The organism is Streptomyces griseosporeus (genome assembly GCF_014656055.1).
GTDB lineage: Bacteria > Actinomycetota > Actinomycetes > Streptomycetales > Streptomycetaceae > Streptomyces > Streptomyces griseosporeus.
In genome coordinates this window covers 431,589-447,564 of sequence record NZ_BNBR01000002.1, presented here as the reverse complement: position 1 = coordinate 447,564, position 15,976 = coordinate 431,589, and the positions used below count along the sequence as shown (strand labels likewise).

At 73.9% G+C, this 15,976-nt stretch carries 14 protein-coding genes; 6 read left to right on the top strand and 8 right to left on the bottom strand.

All coding sequences use genetic code 11. The features are described from left to right. Nucleotides 1-71: 71 nt before the first annotated feature. From IE308_RS11015 to mdlC, 3 genes are all read right to left on the bottom strand, one after another. Complete coding sequence (locus IE308_RS11015) at nucleotides 72-1,319, bottom strand: MFS transporter (protein ID WP_190217731.1); 1,248 nt, start codon at nucleotides 1,317-1,319, stop codon at nucleotides 72-74. 121 nt (nucleotides 1,320-1,440) lie between these two features. After that, the gene (locus IE308_RS11010; RefSeq protein ID WP_190217730.1) at nucleotides 1,441-2,895 is read right to left on the bottom strand and encodes an aldehyde dehydrogenase family protein; all 1,455 of its coding nucleotides are present in this window, start codon (nucleotides 2,893-2,895) and stop codon (nucleotides 1,441-1,443) included. 70 nt (nucleotides 2,896-2,965) lie between these two features. Next, nucleotides 2,966-4,546 (bottom strand): benzoylformate decarboxylase, encoded by a 1,581-nt coding sequence (gene mdlC / locus IE308_RS11005; protein ID WP_190217729.1) that lies wholly within the window; start codon nucleotides 4,544-4,546, stop codon nucleotides 2,966-2,968. A gap of 102 nt (nucleotides 4,547-4,648) precedes the next feature. On the opposite strand from mdlC, the gene IE308_RS11000 reads away from it, so the two are divergent. Beyond that, the gene (locus IE308_RS11000) at nucleotides 4,649-5,584 is read left to right on the top strand and encodes a LysR family transcriptional regulator (protein ID WP_190217728.1); all 936 of its coding nucleotides are present in this window, start codon (nucleotides 4,649-4,651) and stop codon (nucleotides 5,582-5,584) included. Between the two features lie 69 nt (nucleotides 5,585-5,653). Here IE308_RS11000 and IE308_RS10995 read toward each other — a convergent pair whose 3' ends face one another. Both IE308_RS10995 and IE308_RS10990 read right to left on the bottom strand, forming a co-directional pair. Then, a complete protein-coding gene (locus IE308_RS10995; protein WP_110626172.1) occupies nucleotides 5,654-6,151 on the bottom strand; it encodes a peptidylprolyl isomerase in 498 nt (165 codons plus the stop codon). A 76-nt stretch (nucleotides 6,152-6,227) separates the two neighbouring features. Further along, nucleotides 6,228-7,535, bottom strand: a complete 1,308-nt coding sequence (locus IE308_RS10990) for a phytase (protein ID WP_229908826.1) — start codon at nucleotides 7,533-7,535, stop codon at nucleotides 6,228-6,230. Nucleotides 7,536-7,756: 221 nt separating this feature from the next. Here IE308_RS10990 and IE308_RS10985 point away from each other — a divergent pair, with 221 nt between their 5' ends. The 3 genes from IE308_RS10985 to IE308_RS10975 all read left to right on the top strand — a co-directional run bounded on the left by IE308_RS10985 (nucleotide 7,757) and on the right by IE308_RS10975 (nucleotide 10,506). Beyond that, nucleotides 7,757-8,902 carry a phospholipase D-like domain-containing protein gene (locus IE308_RS10985; RefSeq protein WP_110626170.1) on the top strand — a complete coding sequence of 382 codons (1,146 nt, stop codon included), beginning with the start codon at nucleotides 7,757-7,759 and terminating at the stop codon, nucleotides 8,900-8,902. Between the two features lie 79 nt (nucleotides 8,903-8,981). Further along, nucleotides 8,982-9,203, top strand: coding sequence for a hypothetical protein (locus IE308_RS10980; RefSeq protein ID WP_110626169.1), 222 nt, complete (start codon nucleotides 8,982-8,984; stop codon nucleotides 9,201-9,203). A 355-nt stretch (nucleotides 9,204-9,558) separates the two neighbouring features. Further along, nucleotides 9,559-10,506 carry a hypothetical protein gene (locus IE308_RS10975; RefSeq protein ID WP_229908825.1) on the top strand — a complete coding sequence of 316 codons (948 nt, stop codon included), beginning with the start codon at nucleotides 9,559-9,561 and terminating at the stop codon, nucleotides 10,504-10,506. Here IE308_RS10975 and IE308_RS10970 read toward each other — a convergent pair. Next, nucleotides 10,503-11,195 carry a TetR/AcrR family transcriptional regulator gene (locus tag IE308_RS10970; protein ID WP_190218274.1) on the bottom strand — a complete coding sequence of 231 codons (693 nt, stop codon included), beginning with the start codon at nucleotides 11,193-11,195 and terminating at the stop codon, nucleotides 10,503-10,505. The two genes, IE308_RS10975 and IE308_RS10970, sit on opposite strands and share 4 nt — an antisense overlap. 143 nt (nucleotides 11,196-11,338) lie before the next feature. On the opposite strand from IE308_RS10970, the gene IE308_RS10965 reads away from it, so the two are divergent. Next, nucleotides 11,339-12,799 (top strand): MFS transporter, encoded by a 1,461-nt coding sequence (locus IE308_RS10965; protein ID WP_190217726.1) that lies wholly within the window; start codon nucleotides 11,339-11,341, stop codon nucleotides 12,797-12,799. A 92-nt stretch (nucleotides 12,800-12,891) separates the two neighbouring features. Here IE308_RS10965 and IE308_RS10960 read toward each other — a convergent pair whose 3' ends face one another. Both IE308_RS10960 and IE308_RS10955 read right to left on the bottom strand, forming a co-directional pair. Beyond that, nucleotides 12,892-13,893, bottom strand: a complete 1,002-nt coding sequence (locus tag IE308_RS10960; protein WP_190217725.1) for an alpha/beta fold hydrolase — start codon at nucleotides 13,891-13,893, stop codon at nucleotides 12,892-12,894. 156 nt (nucleotides 13,894-14,049) lie between these two features. Further along, nucleotides 14,050-14,745, bottom strand: coding sequence for a type 1 glutamine amidotransferase domain-containing protein (locus tag IE308_RS10955; protein ID WP_190217724.1), 696 nt, complete (start codon nucleotides 14,743-14,745; stop codon nucleotides 14,050-14,052). 142 nt (nucleotides 14,746-14,887) lie between these two features. Between IE308_RS10955 and IE308_RS10950 the strand changes: the two genes are divergently transcribed. Further along, nucleotides 14,888-15,823, top strand: coding sequence for a LysR family transcriptional regulator (locus IE308_RS10950; RefSeq protein WP_190217723.1), 936 nt, complete (start codon nucleotides 14,888-14,890; stop codon nucleotides 15,821-15,823). Nucleotides 15,824-15,976 lie beyond the last annotated feature (153 nt).

Sequence of the window (15,976 nt, the reverse complement as noted above, 5' to 3'; positions counted from 1 at the left end):
GATGCCAAGAGGCCGCGGCGCGTTGCACCGCGGCCCCTGTCACCGGCGGGGATCGGACCACCGGCTCCTTCTCACACGGCGGGCTCGGCCACCGGCTCCACCGCGCCGCGCGCCCGCCCCGGCAGCGTCGAGACCGCCAGCAGGGCGAGGACGGCGACCAGCGCGAAGAAGTAGAAGCCCCACGGGTGGCCGATGCCGGCGGTGACGAGCGCGCCCGTGACCGACGGGCCGACGATGGAGCCGATCCGGCCGATCCCGGAGGCAGAGCCGAGCGCGGTGCCGCGCACGGCCGCCGGGTAGTAGTGCGTCACGTACGCATAGACCAGAACCTGCGCGGAGAAGACGAACACGCCCGTGAAGAACACCACCACGTCCAGCAGAAGGTCGCTGTCCATCCGCACGCTCAGGCAGGCCAGCATCACCACCGACACCCCGAACCAGCCCATGGTGGTGCCCTTGATGCCGCGCCGGTCGGCGACGAAGCCGCCGAGGACCAGGCCCGCGACACCGCCGACGTTCAGCACCAGCAGCTGGGTGACGGCCGTCGGGACGGGATAGCCGGCGTCGTTCATCAGCTTGGGCAGCCAGGTGTTGAGGCCGTAGACCAGCAGCAGCCCCATGAAGGAGGCGACCCAGATGCCGATGCCCGCCCGCAGGTGGGCCGGCTTGAGCAGTTCCGTGAACGGCACCCGCTGCCGTGCCGCCGCGGACTCCTTGGCGGCGACGAACGCCTCCGACTCGGGCAGCCGGAACCACTGGACGGCGGCGACGACGAATCCGGCGACGCCGAGGACGTAGAACAGGACCTGCCAGTGGTCGGTGACCTTCAGGGCGAGCAGCGAGGTGATGACGGCGCCGGTGTGGTAGCCGGTCATCGTCAGCGTGCTGGCCCGGGCCCGCCGCTCGGCCGGCATGTGCTCGGCCATCAGCGTCAGCGACACCGGCATACAGGCGCCCAGGCCCAGGCCGGCGAGCAGCCGCAGCCCGGCGAACACCGTGACCGACCCGGCGAGCGGCACCAGCAGCGTGAACAGCGAGAACACCACCACCGAGGAGATCAGCAGCAGGCGGCGGCCCAGCCGGTCGGCCAGCGGGCCGACACAGACCGCGCCGATGGCCACGCCGACCAGCGACAGCGTGGCGACGGTCGTCGCGTCCCCGGCGGTCATGCCGAGGTGACGGGTCTTCAGCAGGGTGGGGATGATGGCGCCGAGGACGACGAGGTCGTATCCCTCGAGCAGGACGGTGATCCAGCACAGGACCACCGTCCAGACGTTGCGGCCGGCGGTGCCGGACTGTGTGGACAGGGCGGACGGCATGGCGGTTTCCCCCCAGGGCGGCTACGGGAGACGGGGACGGGACGTGCGGCGGTAACGGGGGTGCGGTGCTGTGGGAGCGAGGAGCGAGGAGCGAGGAGCGGGGAGCGGGGCGCGGCGCGGGTCAGTACGGGTAGTCGGCGATGTCCGGGCGGACCGTGACCCACTGGGTCTCCGTGAACGCCTCGACGTTGGCGGTGGCGCCGCCGAAGCGGGACCCGGTGCCGGACGCCTTCACCCCGCCGAAGGGGGCGTGGGGTTCGTCGTCGACGGTCTGCCCGTTGATGTGGACCTTCCCCGACTCGATCAGGTCGGCGAGCTTCATCGCCGTACCGACGTCGCCGAGGATGCCGACGGACAGCCCGTACTCGCAGTCGTCGACGATCCGCGCGGCCTCCTCCAGCGTGGAGAAGCCGGTGACGGGGGCCACCGGGCCGAAGACCTCCTCCCGCCAGGCCGGCATGTCGGGGGTGACGCCGGTCAGGACGGTCGCGCGGTAGCCGGCTCCGTCGATCCCGCCGCCGGCCGCGAGCACCGCGCCCGCCGCGACGCTGTCGGTGACGATGCGGTGCACGCGCTCCAGCTGACCGCGGTCGATGAGCGGGCCGAGCGCCACATCCTCGCGGGCCGGGTCGCCGACCTTCAGCGCGTCGGCCTTCGCGGCGAGCGCCGCGGTGTACTCCTCCCGCAGCGACTCGTGCACGAGGTGCCGGCCCGTCGTCATGCAGATCTGCCCCTGGTGCAGGTACGAGCCGAAGGCGCCCGCGGAGGCCGCCTTCGCCACGTCCGCCCCGGGCAGCACCACCAGGGCGCTGTTGCCGCCCAGTTCGAGATGGGCCCGCTTCAGCAGCCGGCCGGCCCGCTCGCCGATGGCCCGGCCGACGGCCGTGGAGCCCGTGAAGGAGACGACGCGCACCTCGGGGGCCTCCACGACGGCCTGGCCGACCGCGCCGTCACCGGGCAGCAGATGCAGCAGCCCGGCCGGCAGCCCCGCCTCCTCGAAGACCCGGGCGATGACCACACCGCCGCTCACCGCGGTCCGCGGATCCGGCTTCAGCAGGACGGCGTTGCCCAGCGCGAGCGCCGGCGCCACCGACCGAAGGCCCAGGACGAGAGGGAAGTTGAACGGGGAGATGACGCTCACCACGCCGACGGCCCGCCGCCGGGTCAGCGACCAGCGGGCCTCCTCGGAGGCCAGCACCTCGCCCTGCGGATGCGCCGGCAGCGCCGCGCACGCGAAGCACTCGCCGAGCGCCAGCCGCACCTCGAAGTCGGCCTTCGCCCGCACCGAACCGGCCTCCCGCACCAGCCAGTCGGCTATCTCGTCGGCGTGCGCGGTGAACAGCTCGCCCGCGCGGCGCAGGACCGCCGCCCGCTCCTGCGGGGGAGTGGCCGCCCACGCGCGCTGCGCCTCGGCGGCCCGGGCGGCGGCCCGGGCCACGTCGCCGGGGGTGGCGAGGCCGACCGCGCCCAGACCGTCGCCGGTCGCCGGCTCGACCACCGGCCGTATCTCGGCGGCGCCCCGCCAGCCGTCGCTGTGATACCGCCCGGCCCAGACCTCGTCGTCCAGGAGTGTCATCGGTTCCCTTTCTCGATCGGGGAGTCGTCGCACAGGTGCGAAGTCGCGCAGTCGTGCTGTGGGCAGCCGCTCAGGAGGGTGTGGTGACGGTCGTGTCCACCTGCACCAGCCGTGGCCCCGCCGGGTGTTCGGCGAGTACGGCGCGCAGCTCCTCCTCGCCGGTGACGTGCCGCGCGGGGACGCCGTAGCCCTCGGCGATCCGGGTGAAGTCCAGGCCGGGGATGTCCAGTCCGGGCGCGTCCGGCACGCCCAGCAGATCGCTGAACCAGCGCAGTGCCCCGTAGGTGCCGTTGCGCAGCAGCACGACCGTCAGCGGCAGCTCCAGCCGCGCCGCCGTCCACAGCGCCGTGACGCCGTAGTTGGCGGAGCCGTCGCCGACCACGCCGACGACCGGCCGGTCCGGCCGGCCCAGCGCGACACCGACCGCGCCCGGCAGGCCGAAGCCGAGCCCGCCCGCCGCCGGGAAGTGGTACGACCCCGGCCGGCGCAGGTCCATCTGGCGCCACCACGCGGCGTTGGTCGAGGTGGACTCCACGACGTACGCCGTGTCCCCGGGCTGGGTGTCGCGCAGCGCGGCGAAGACCTGCTCGGGGTGCAGACGCGGCCCCTCGCCGGTGTGCGGCGCGGGCGCCGGACGGTAGGGCTCCGCTGCGTCGGCGGGCGGGTCCAGCGCCTTGAGCAGCAGCTCGACGACGGCCCCGGGGTCGGCGACCAGCGCCTCGCCCATCGGGGCGCGCGCGGCGGCGGAGGCGTCCTCGGTGACCTGGAGCAGCCGGGCGCCCTCCGGCAGATACCGGCCGGGCAGGTACTCGTGGTAGCGGAACACGGGCGCGCCGAGGACCAGCACCAGGTCGTGGCCCTCGAAGGCCTGGGCGACGGGCGCGATCCCGGCGGGCAGCACCCCACGGAAGAGGGGGTGCCGGTTGGGGAACGGCAGCCGGAACAGCGACGGCGCCGCCCACACCGGGCCGCCCAGCCGCTCGGCCAGCCGGACCACGTCGTCGAACAGCTCGTCCGTGTCCATGTCGCCACCCAGCACCAGCCCCGGCCGGCGGGCGGCCGTCACCCGCTCCACCAGGGCGCGGGCCTGCGCCCCGTCCGGGGTGGCGGCCCGCCGCACCTGCCGGTCGAGCACCGTCGCGCTGTCGGGGCCCGCGTCCGCGTCCCAGTCGTCGTACGGCACGGACAGATACGTCGGCCGCCGCTGCAGCCGCGCCTCGAACACCGCCTGGGCCAGCGCACGCGGGACGTCCTGCGCGCAGGCGGGCTCCGCGGCCCAGCCGACCAGAGGCTTCATCAGGGCCGCGGCGTCGACATTCGCGAGGTTGGCCTCCGGGCCGATGGCCGGGCGGACCTGCTGCCCGGCCAGCACCACCAGCGGGGTACGCGAGGCGACCGCGTTCGTCAGGGCGCCCATCGCGTTGCCCGAGCCGGAGGCGGCGTGCAGGTTCACCAGGACCGGCCGGCCCGTCGCCTGTGCATAGCCGTCGGCCATGCCGACGACGGCACCCTCATGGAGGCCCAGCACATAGCGGAACCCCTCGGGCAGGCCGGAGAGAAACGGAAGCTCGTTGGAGCCGGGGTTGCCGAACACGGTGGTGAGCCCCTGACGAGCCAGGAACTCGTGGGTGACGTGGCGCACGGACGGCACGGACGCTCCTTCCCGGAGGCCGAAGTGATGCCGGACACGCTAGGCACCGCGCGACATGGTCACCAATAGATGTTTCCGCGCCCCGATATAGAGTCCCTCGATATGCGGACGTTCGACCTCAATCTCGCCCGGGTCTTCGTACTGCTCTACGAGACCGGCAGCGTCACGGCGACCGCCGACACGCTGCACGTCACCCAGCCGACGGTCAGCTACAGCCTCGCCAAGCTGCGCCGGCACTTCGACGACGAGCTGTTCCGCCGCACCGGGCGCGGCCTGACCCCCACCGCGGGCGCCCGCCGCCTGTACGAGCCGCTCCAGCGGGCCCTGGCCGACATCGACGGCGCGGTGCGCCAGGCCGACGCCTTCGACCCGGTCACCATGCCGGGCCGGTTCACCGTCGCCCTGTCCGACCTGGGGGAGGTGACGCTGCTGCCGCGGCTGCTGGCGGCGGCCCGGGAGCGGGCGCCGGGGGTCGCGTTCACCATCCGGCCACTCGACGTGGACGACGCGGAGAGCCGGCTGCGCCGCGGCGACCTGGACGCCTTCGTCGCCACCCCGGTGCTCACCTCGCACCGCACCGAGCGGATCCCGCTCTTCCAGGAGCGCTACGTCGGGATGGTGGCCGCCGACCATCCACGGGTCACGGGCGACCGCGTGACGATGGAGGAGCTGGCGGCCGAGCACCACACCACCGTCTTCGGCCCGAGCGGCCATGTCGCCCCGCGGGCGGTGCTGGCCGCGCACGGCCTGCTGGACCGGGTGGTGGTGGACGCCACCCGCTTCTCGATGCTGCCCTACCTGCTGGAACAGACCGACCTGATGGCCATCGTGCCGGAGTTCGTCGGCGAGGTCTTCACCACCTCCCACCGGCTGCGCCTGGTCCGGCTGCCGTTCGAGACGGAGCCGATCGAGGTGGCCCTGTACGCCCGGCACGCGTCCTCGCGCAGCCCGGCGCAGCGGTGGCTGATCCGCTTCATGGTGGAGGTGCTGGGGGAGCGGGTGAGCCCGGCCCAGCTGCCGCCGTACGGGACCCGCTAGCGGACGCGGACATGCCGCGGCCCGGCACGACTCCGCCGTGGGCGGGGTCCTGCCGGGCCGGTGCGTGGGTCAGAGCTGACCGCTGGAGGCGATGGTGATCTTCGCCGAGGTCGCGCCGCTGCGGCTGCCCAGGGCCTCGATCTTCTTCACGACCTGCATGCTCTCCTCGTCGGCGACCTCACCGAAGACGACGTGCTTGCCGTCCAGCCAGTCGGTGACGATCGTCGTGATGAAGAACTGCGAGCCGTTGGTGTTCGGACCGGCGTTGGCCATGGACAGCAGGCCCGGCCGGTCGTGCTTGAGCTGGAAGTTCTCGTCGGCGAACTTCTCGCCGTAGATGCTCTTGCCGCCGGTGCCGTTGCCCCGGGTGAAGTCGCCGCCCTGCAGCATGAAGGCGGGGATGACGCGGTGGAAGCTCGACCCCTCGTAGCCGAAGCCCTTCTCGCCCGTGCACAGGGCACGGAAGTTCTCGGCCGTCTTCGGGACGACGTCGTCGAAGAGGTTGAAGGTGATGCGGCCGGCGGGCTCGCCGTTGATGGTGATGTCGAAGTAGGTCTTGATCGTCATACCCCCATCCTCCCAGCCCGCGCCCGCGCTGTCGCACACACCCCCCGTGACCGCGTCGTCCGTGTCGGTGCGCGGGTCAGTCGTCGACGGCGTCCGTGACGTCCCCGAGGTCGACGAACTTGAAGCCGGTGGCCGTGCGGCCGGTGTCCTCGGGGCTGTCGTGGCCGTCCTGCACGACGAGCAGCCCGTCCGGCCAGCGCCGGCCGAGCGGCTCGGCGAGCGCGGCGGCGCCGTCGCACTCCTCGGAGCCGTCGAGCGAGGCGAAGGCGGCGGCGACCCGGAAGCCGCCCTCGTACTCGTTGGCGTCGGAGACCTCGCGGTCGTAGGCGGCGAATGTGTCGTCGCCCTGGCTGGAGGCGAGCAGCAGGCCGTCGCCGTCGTCCTCGGTGACCAGCGTCAGGCCCTCCACGTCGGCGGTGAGGTGCTTGCCGCCGTAGCCCGGGTCGGCCCCGGCCACGCACTCCTCGGTCGCCTCGTCGTAGGTCGCGGGGACGCCGTACTCGCGCACCCGGTCGATCAGCTTCGGCGTGCCGGTGAGGTCGGCGCGCAGCCGCCAGATGCCGACGTCCTCCTGGCCGGCGTACAGCGTGCCGTCGGCCGGGTCCACCACCATGCCCTCGACCTGCGGGAGTTCCCCGGGCTCGGCACACGGCGACCAGGACGTGCCGTCCGGGAGCCGGAACGCGGAGGGCAGGTCCAGGGTGCGCACCGTGCGGTAGCCGACGGTGCCGTCGGGGCGAGCGAGAAGCTCCAGCAGGGCGAGGCGGGTGCGCTCGCGCCGGCTTGCCAGGGCGTAGGAGCGCCCGGTGGCGCGGTCGGTCCAGGTGGCCAGGCCGTAGGCGGTGCGCTGCTCGTTCACCTCGTCCTCGGAGGCGGAGAAGACGGCGGGCGCGGCCGGGTCGGTGACGTCGGTGAGCGGGCCGCCGGGCCGGTCGCGGTCGATGCGGTAGACCCGCAGCCGGTCCCGGCCGCGGTCGGTGGTCACCGCGAGGTCCGCGCGGCCGCCGGACAGGCGCATGCCGGGGACCAGGTCGACGTTGTTGAAGCGGCCGGGCGCGTCGCCGGGGCGGGGCGCGGCGGGCGCCGGGACCGACTGGATCTCGCGCGCGTCGAGGTCGTAGACGCGCAGCCCGCCCTTCTTCGCCGTGGCGATCACCAGGCTGCGGTCCGGGTCGGCCGCGTCGCGCCAGATCGCCGGGTCGTCGGCGTCGGCGCCGCCGCCCGCCGCGTCGTCGTACAGGGCGGGCGTCGCGGCCCGCGGGGTGACGCCGGGCAGCGCCGTGGCGGCGTGCGCCGGGGGCGCGGCCGGGGCGGCGAGAGCGGTCAGCGCGGTGGCGAGGGCGAGCGGAGCGAGGGCGGTCCGGGAGATCCGGCGGGTGGCCACGGAGAAACCCCTTCGTGTCGGGAGCATGACCAACGCATCGTGTGATCTTGGTGTGAGCGCGGGCCGGGGACGAAGTGATCCTTAGGTGAACGAGCCGGGAACACCAGGAGGTTGGCCGGGAAGCGGACGCTCGACACCTTTGGGTCATGGGCATGGCGAGAAAGTGACGGAGTGTGGTCTGATCTGGTCCTTCACCCAGCGACGATCACCGGGAGCCCCGCGTGCGCAAGCGCCTGCTCGTCACCGCCCTGATGGCCACCACCCTCCTCCTGCCGACCGCGGGCGCCTCGCACGCCGTCGACGCGCCCGTCGTCACGGGCGCCGTGTTCAACAACCCCAAGGGCACGGCGGCGGAGCAGAACGCCGTCAAGGACCACATCATCAAGGCGATCGACAACACGGTGAGCGGGCGGCTGATCCGCGCCTCCCTGTACGCCCTGAAGGACCAGGACTACGCCGACGCCCTGATCCGCGCCCACCAGCGGGGCGTCCAGGTCCGCGTGGTGCTCGACGCGGCCTACGCCGACTCCACCGCCGTGGCGAGCCTGAAGGCGGAGCTGGGCACCAGCATGTCGGCGACGTCGTGGGTGCACGTGTGCGGCGCGGCCGGCGCGTGCATCGCCACGGGCGGCACCAACCCGATCAACCACAACAAGTTCTTCACCTTCTCCCGCATCGGCGACACCACGGGCGTCGGCGAGGACGTGGTGATCCAGACGTCGGCCAACCAGACCTCGGTCAACGTCGACAAGTACTGGAACAACGCGTACACGGTCGTCGGCAACACCGACCTGTACACCGCCTACGTGAACTACTTCAACGACCTGGCGGCCGAGAACCGGACGAGCAACTACTACACCACCGCCAAGGTCGGCACGGAGAAGTACTACTTCTTCCCGCAGTCCACCGGCGACGTCGTGGTGGACGTCCTCAACAACGTCTCCTGTACCGGCAACACCACCGTCGGCACCTCCACCCACCGCTCCATCGTCCGCGTCGCCGCCTTCGCCCTGCACCGCGACGCCGTCGCGCAGGCCCTCGCCGGCCTCGCCGACCAGGGCTGCTCGGTCCAGATCGTCTACGCCAACAGCAACGACGAGGCGATCCTCAAGGGCCACGCCAACCTGTCGCTGAAGAAGCTCAACACCACCGACGGCTACCTGGTGCACTCCAAGTACTTCACCATCGAGGGCAACTACGCCGGCCACCCGGACACCAAGTGGACCTTCACCGGTTCGCACAACCTGGACATGTCCTCGCTGCGGGACAACGACGAGGCGCTGCTGCGGCTGGAGGGCGCCGCCCCGCACGACGCGTACGCGCAGAACTTCGACCTGCTGCGGTCGTACGCGACGACTGTGTCCTGACCCCGGCGCGCGGCGCCCGCGGTGGCGGGGACGTGCGGGCCGGGATGCGGGGCGGGCCGTCGCGGGTGAGGCTGGTGCCATGCCCGAGCACCGCGTCATCGTCTCCCCGCCGTCCCCGACCGGCGGCCGCCGGGTACGCATCGACGACCGCATCCTCGGCACCGCCTACAGCCTGCACGACCTGACCGTCTTCCTGCAGAACGCCGGCCTGACGGGCTGGGACGAACTGGATGTCCTCGAGTCGGACCTGATCGAGTGGCACGAAGGGGGACCGGAGGTGTGGGGCCCTGAGCGCGGGTGACGGCGGGGGCGGGCGCAGGGGTACGCGCGGGGGTGCGAAGAGGGGCGCTGGTGCGGCCGGCGGTGCGAGGACAGGCGCCGGCGCGGCCGGCGCCGCGAAGAAGGGTGCTGGTGCGGCCGGCGGCGCGAAGAGGGGCGCTGGTAAGGCCGACGGCGCGAAGAGGGGCGCTGGTAAGGCCGGCGCCGGTACGGCTGGCAGGCGTGCGTCCTCGGCAAGGAGCGGCGCGGCGGGCAAGCGTGCCGCGCGGGACGCGGGCCTCGCGGCGGACGCCGGCCAGGTCGAGGGCACCGACGAGGCCGAGCGGGACGACGAACGCCGGCCGCAGGTCGAGGCGGCGCTCGACGAGCTGTACGGCGTGCCCCCCTCCGCCTTCGTCACCCGCCGTACGGAGCTGGCGCTCGCCGCGAAGACGGACGGCCGGGCCGACGACGCCCGCCGGATCCGCGCCGCCCGCCGCCCGACCCTCGCGGCCTGGACCGCGAACCTGCTGCTGCGCGCCGAACCGGAGGAGTGCCGGCGCTTCCTGGAACTCGGCCGCGCCCTGCGCGAGGCCTACCGCTCCCTCGACACCACCGCCATCGGCGAGCTGTCCGAGCAGCGGCGGCGGATCGTCGCTGCCCTGACCCGGCAGGCCGCACAGCACGCCCGCGACGCCGGACAGCGACTGTCGGACTCGGTGCGGCAGGACGTCGAGTCCACCCTGCGGGCCGTGCTCGCCGACGCGCGGGCCGCCGACCAGTGGGCCACCGGCCGCCTGGAAGGCGTGCTGACCTCGCCGTCGGACTTCCCCTCCGGCCCGGCCGCCGAGGCAGGCACCCCGCGGCAGCCGTCCCCACCGTCACCGCCGCCCACCCCGCCCCCCGCCCGCTCCCGCCCCCAGGACGAACTGGCCGAGCGCCGCCGCCAACGGGAGGAACGCCTCGAACAGGCCCGCGCAGCGGCCGAGGAGGCCCAGCGACGCCTGGACGGCCGGCGCGCCGACCACCAGGACGCCGATACGGCACTGCGGCGGGCGCAGGACCGCCAGGGCCAGGCCGAGCGGCAACGGGACGACGCTGAGCGGCAGTTGACGGCGGTAGAGGAGCAGCTGCGGCAGGCCCAGGAGGCCCACCGGACGGCACAGGAGCAGCTGGACGAGGCGCGGGAGGACCTGCGGCACGCCGAACGTGACCGACGGGAGGCGGAGCGACGCGCCCACACCACCGCCGAGGCCCTCACCCACGCCGAAGACGAGGCCCGCGAGGCGGCCCGGCAACTGAAGCGCCTCACGCGGGGCCGGGCTGATCCGAACGAAGAGCGTTAGACGTCTCCCCGCGCGGCCCTTGGGCCCAGCAGGCCGTCGACGAACGCGCGCAGTCCCTCGCCGTAGGTGTCCCGTGCGGCCAGCGCGGGCCAGCGGTCGCCGATCGCCGCCAGGTGCGGCACCCGCGTCGCGTCGAGACCGGCGAAGGACGGCTCACGGCGGACGGGGCGGTCGTCCCCGGGGCGCCGGTGCGCCGAGTGGGCGCGGACCAGGATCTCGCCGACCGTGTAGTACCAGATGCTGCGGAAGACGTGCACGGCCTGGTCCGGCGTGCATCCGCAGCCCTCGGCCCCGGCCAGGACGGCCTCGACCATCCACAGCGCCGAGGCGTCCAGCAGGCCGACGAACCCGTCCACGGTGAGGATCTCCGCGGCCCACGGCCAGGCCGCGAGGGCGTCGTGCATCGCCGTGGCGGCCACGACGACGCGCTCGCGCGGGTCGTCGGGCAGCGGAGGTCGTTCGATCCGGTCGACGTGGTCGTTGAGAAGGAGGATCAGCAGGTCCTCCTTGTTGCGGATGTGGTGGTACAGGGTCGTCGCCCCGACCCCGATCTCGGCCGCGAGCCGGCGGATCGTCAGTTTCTCCCACCCGTCCCGGTCGATGAGGCGGTGTGCCGCCTCCAGGATCTGCGCACGTGAGGTGAGGGGCGGGCGGCCGGTACGGCCCTGCGGTGCGAGCGAGCGGGACATGCCGCCCATCATGCCGCCCCGCTCCGCCGGCCGTGCCACGGGTACGGATCCCGCCTTCCCGGTTCACAGCCGCCGCCCTCCGGTGCTACTTTCGGAACGCGTTCGAAAAGTCGGTGCGGCAAGGGAGAGGAACGGTGTCGGTGATGAGGAACAGGCAGGGTGTCGGGACGGGCCCGGGGGCTGGGCTGACGCTCGCCGCGGTGGCCGTCGTGCAGTTCATGGTGTCGCTGGACCTGTCGGTCGTGAACGTCGGACTCCCGGAGATCGCGGCCGGTCTGGGGTTCGGCGCGGTGGGTCTGACCTGGGTGATCCACGCCTACGCGCTCACCTTCGGCGGGCTGCTCCTGCTGGGCGGCAAGGCGGCCGACCGGTACGGCCGCAGGCGGGTCCTGCTGGGCGGCCTCGCCCTGTTCGGCCTGGCCTCGCTCGCCGGCGGCTTCGCCCAGCAGCCCGGACACCTCGTCGCCGCCCGGGCCGCCCAGGGCATCGGCGCCGCCGCCCTGGCCCCGGCCGCCCTGGCGCTGCTGACCGCGACGTTCCCCGCGGGAAAGGCCCGGGTCCGCGCGTTCGGCGTGTGGAGCGCGATGAACGCCGCCGGAGGCACCCTGGGCGTCCTGGCCGGCGGTCTGCTCACCGAGTACGCCGGCTGGCGCTGGGTGATGTTCGTGAACGTACCGATGGCCCTCTGCGCGCTGGCCCTCGCCTGGCGCGGCGTCCCCGCGACGCCGCCGACCGCGCGCGGAGGCCGCCCCGACGTGCTCGGAGCCGTCCTGGCCACGGCGGGTACGACGCTCCTGGTCTTCGGCGTCGTACGCACCGACCGGTACGCGTGGACCTCGCCGGTCACCCTGACGACGCTCGCGGTCGCCGCGCTGCTGCTCGCCGCGTTCGTCCGCGTCGAACGGACCACCTCACGCGAACCGCTGCTGCGGCCCGGCCTGCTGGCCAACCGCTCGGTGGCCGGCGCGAACGCGTACAACCTCCTGGTGGGGGCGGCCATGGCCGCGGCCTTCTACTTCGTCTCCCTCTATGTGCAGCGCGTCCTCGGTACCGGACCGGCGCTGACCGGCGTGATGTTCCTGCCGTTCGCGCTCGGCGTGGTCGTCGGCTCCGTCCTGGCCGTCCGACTCGGCTACCGTCTGCCGCCGCGCGGCCTGCTCGTCGCCGGCGCCCTGCTGACCGCGACGGGCTTCGCGTGGTTCGGCCTCATCAGCCCCGACGGGTCGTTCGCCACCGACGTCCTCGGGCCGTCCGTCGTCGCCAGCGTCGGCTTCGGACTCTGCCTGGGCCCGGTCGTCTCGGTCGCCACCGCCGGCGTCGCGCCCCGCGAGACGGGCACCGCCTCGGGCCTGCTCACCAGCTCACGCCAGATCGGCGCCTCGCTGGGTCTGGCCGCCCTCGGCACCGCGGCCGACCACCGCACGGGCGCCACCGCCACCCGCCAGACCCTGAACGACGGCTACGCCCTCGGCCTCACCCTCAGCGCCGCACTCCTGACAGCAGCAGCACTCATCGCCCTCACAGCCCTCCGCCCGACCCGCCTGCTGGCGCCCCGGAAGACCCCCGGCCCCACCGCGGCACTGACAGGCTCGGCCGCCGAGTAGGCGCCGCTCCGGTCACGGGCGGCTCGGGCCTCGGTCGCAGCATGGGACGACGTGGCAGTGCGGGCACGGGTCCTTGGCGGCAGACTCGTACGTCACCGGGTCACCCTCCAAGGCCGGTCCACCGCCGTCAGCCACTCGGTCAGCAGGCGGCCCGTCTCCTCGGGGCGTTCCTGCTGGAGGAAGTGGCCCGCGCCCTCCAACAGGTGGCTGGAGGTCAGGCCGGGGAGGGTGGTGGGGAACGCGGCGATCGCGTCGGACAGCCACATCGTGGAGGCGTCCAAGGTGCCGCCCAGGAAGAGGGACGGCTGGGGGAGCGGGGCGCCGGCGTACGGGGTCAGGTCGGACCAGTCGCGGTCCATGTTGCGGTAGCGGTTCAGGGCGCCGGTCAGGCCGGTCCGTTCGAACTCGCCCGCATACACGTCGAGGTCGTGCTCGGTCAGCCAGGCCGGACGGCGGCCGGAGGGGAAGCGGTCGCGCAGGGTGCCGCCCGGGGTGACGAAGTGGGGGTCGGGGGCGCCGGGCGCGGGCATGGTGCCGGCGGAGAGCGCGGCGTAGAAGCCGGCGAGCCAGCCGCGTACGTCCGGCTCGATCTCCGCCTCGGCCCGGCCGGGCCGCTGGAAGTAGGAGACGTAGAACTCCTCCGGGCCGCCCATCCCCGCGAACACCTCGCTCGGCCGCGGCCCGCCGGGCGGGGTGTACGGCACGCTCAGCAGGCCGACCGCCCGGAACACGTCGGGCCGCACCAGCGCCGAGGTGGCCGCGATCGTCGCACCCCAGTCGTGCCCGACGATCACCGCGGACCGCTCGCCCAGCGCCTCCACCACGGCGACGTTGTCCTCCACCAGCTCCAGCATCCGGTACGCGTCCACCGCCTCCGGCCGCGAGGAACGCCCGTAGCCCCGCACGTCCAGCGCGGCGGCCCGGTAGCCGGCCGCGGCCAGCACCGGCAGCTGGTGCCGCCACGCGTACCAGGACTCCGGGAACCCGTGCACGAGCAGCACCAGCGGTCCGCTGCCCTGCTCGACGAGGTGAATGCGGCCCGCCGGCGACGGGACCAGCCGGTGGGTGAAGTCGGTGACGGATGCCTGCGGCATGGATCCTCCCTGACGCGACGGGGGCGCGTCTGTCGGCGGCGACGACGACCGGGCCGGGCCCCGTCGGACTCTCCCGACCGGACCGGCCCTCACGATCATCCGCCGCGCGGGAGCGCAGCCACGAGGCTTGTTGCCGGTTCGGCAACTTCCGCGCGGTCAGGCCAGCTTCTTCAGCACCTCGGCCGCGACCGGCGCGGAGGACGCCGGGTTCTGCCCGGTGACGAGGTTGCGGTCGACGACCACGTGGGCCGCCCACGGCTCGCCCGCCCGCACGACCACGCCGGCCTCCTCCAGGCGCGTCTGCAGCAGCCACTTCGCCTTGTCCGCGAGCCCCGCCTGCGTCTCCTCCGCGTCCGTGAACGCGGCCACCTCGTATCCGGCGAAGGCGTTCGACCCGTCCTCCCGTACGGCGGCCAGCAGCGCGGCCGGGCCGTGGCAGACGACCGCGAGCGGCCGGCCGGACTCCAGCGCGTCGACCAGCAGCCGGCCGGAGACGGCGTCGACGGCGAGGTCCTCCATCGGGCCGTGGCCGCCCGGGTAGAAGACGGCCGCGTACGCGCCGAGGTCGACGTCCTCCAGGCGGATCGGGCGCTTGATCTCGTCCATGGCGGCCAGCGCGGCGGCGATCCGGTCGGCGCCCTCTTGCCCGCCGTTCACCTCCGGCGCCAGGCTCGCCCGGTCGACGACCGGCACCACACCGCCCGGCGTGGCGACGACGACCTCGTGCCCGGCGGCCTTGAACGCCTCGTAGGGCACCACGGCCTCCTCGGCCCAGAAGCCCGTGGGGTGCTTGCTGCCGTCGGCCAGCGTCCAGTGATCGGCACCGGTCATCACAAAGAGGATCTTCGACATTGTGGTTCTCTCCGGGAGTCGTCGCTTGAGGAACGCTCTCGACGGTAGGACGGAACACCATTCGGATTCCAATGAGGATCTCGATGGCACGTATTGGTTCCTCTATGGCGGGGGCGTTTCCGCCGGGAGTAGATTCCCCCCCGTGAGCCAGAGTGACTCCCCGGACAGGCCCGGGGCCCCGCCCCCGCCCGACCTGAACCTCCTGCGCACCTTCCTCGCCGTGTACCGCGCCGGTTCCTTCACGGGCGCCGCCCAGCTGCTCGGCCTGTCCCAGCCCACGGTGACGACCCAGATGCGCACCCTGGAGCGGCAGACGGGGCGGGAGCTGTTCCAGCGGCTGCCGCGCGGCGTCGCCCCGACCGCCGTGGCCGACGAACTCGCCGCCCGCGTCGCCCCCGGCCTCGACCTGCTGGCCGCCGCCACCGGCCCCGACGAGGCCCCCGGCCGTACACCCGCCCCCGTCCACCTCGCGGGCCCCGCCGAGTTCCTCTGCACCTGCGCGCTGCCCGCGCTCGCACCCCTCGTCGCCGACGGGATACGGCTACGGCTGGCAACCGGCCTCACCGACGCCCTCCTCGACGAGCTGCGGGCCGGCCACCACGACCTGGTCGTCGCCACGGTCCGCCCACGCGGCCGCGCCCTGTCCGCCGTACCGCTGACCGACGAGGAGTTCGTGCTGGTGGCGGCACCCGTGTGGGCCGAGCGCCTGAGGGCACCGCTCGCCGCGGACGGCCCCTCGGCGCTGCACCGCGTGCCGCTGGTGACCTACGCCGAGGACCTGCCCATCGCCCGCCGCTACTGGCGGCACGTCTTCGGCCGCCGGCTCTCCTGCCCCGCCGCCGTCACCGTCCCCGACCTGCGGGGCGTGAAGGCCGCGGTCATGGCCGGCGCCGGCTTCACCGTCCTGCCGCGCTACCTGTGCGCCGAGGAACTGGCCGCCGGCCACCTCGTCCCCCTGCACGAGCCCGACGACCCGCCGATCAACACCGCGTTCCTGGTCCAACGCCCCGGCGCCCCCGACAACCCACACGTCACCCAGGTCCGCGACCACCTGCTGCGCGCGGCCCGCGCCTGGTGAGGCCGTCCGTCTGCACCGGGTGGCCGCGCCGCCCGCACCCGGAGGCCGGATCGCCCGCGATCGGCAGCCGGAGCGTCCGCACCTGGCAACCGCGTCACCCGCAGCTGTTGGCCGGCGACGGCCCGGCGCGCGGCGTTCGTGTGCACGCCCTTG

Bases quoted from the DNA above. Each gene is read 5' to 3' on its own strand.
- IE308_RS10955 (WP_190217724.1), bottom strand. From the start codon at position 14,745: ATGTCGAAGATCCTCTTTGTGATGACCGGTGCCGATCACTGGACGCTG.
- IE308_RS10960 (WP_190217725.1), bottom strand. From the start codon at position 13,893: ATGCCGCAGGCATCCGTCACCGACTTCACCCACCGGCTGGTCCCGTCG.
- IE308_RS10970 (WP_190218274.1), bottom strand. From the start codon at position 11,195: ATGTCCCGCTCGCTCGCACCGCAGGGCCGTACCGGCCGCCCGCCCCTC.
- IE308_RS10965 (WP_190217726.1), top strand. From the start codon at position 11,339: ATGAGGAACAGGCAGGGTGTCGGGACGGGCCCGGGGGCTGGGCTGACG.
- IE308_RS11015 (WP_190217731.1), bottom strand. From the start codon at position 1,319: ATGCCGTCCGCCCTGTCCACACAGTCCGGCACCGCCGGCCGCAACGTC.
- IE308_RS10980 (WP_110626169.1), top strand. From the start codon at position 8,982: ATGCCCGAGCACCGCGTCATCGTCTCCCCGCCGTCCCCGACCGGCGGC.
- IE308_RS10995 (WP_110626172.1), bottom strand. From the start codon at position 6,151: ATGACGATCAAGACCTACTTCGACATCACCATCAACGGCGAGCCCGCC.
- IE308_RS11010 (WP_190217730.1), bottom strand. From the start codon at position 2,895: ATGACACTCCTGGACGACGAGGTCTGGGCCGGGCGGTATCACAGCGAC.
- IE308_RS11000 (WP_190217728.1), top strand. From the start codon at position 4,649: ATGCGGACGTTCGACCTCAATCTCGCCCGGGTCTTCGTACTGCTCTAC.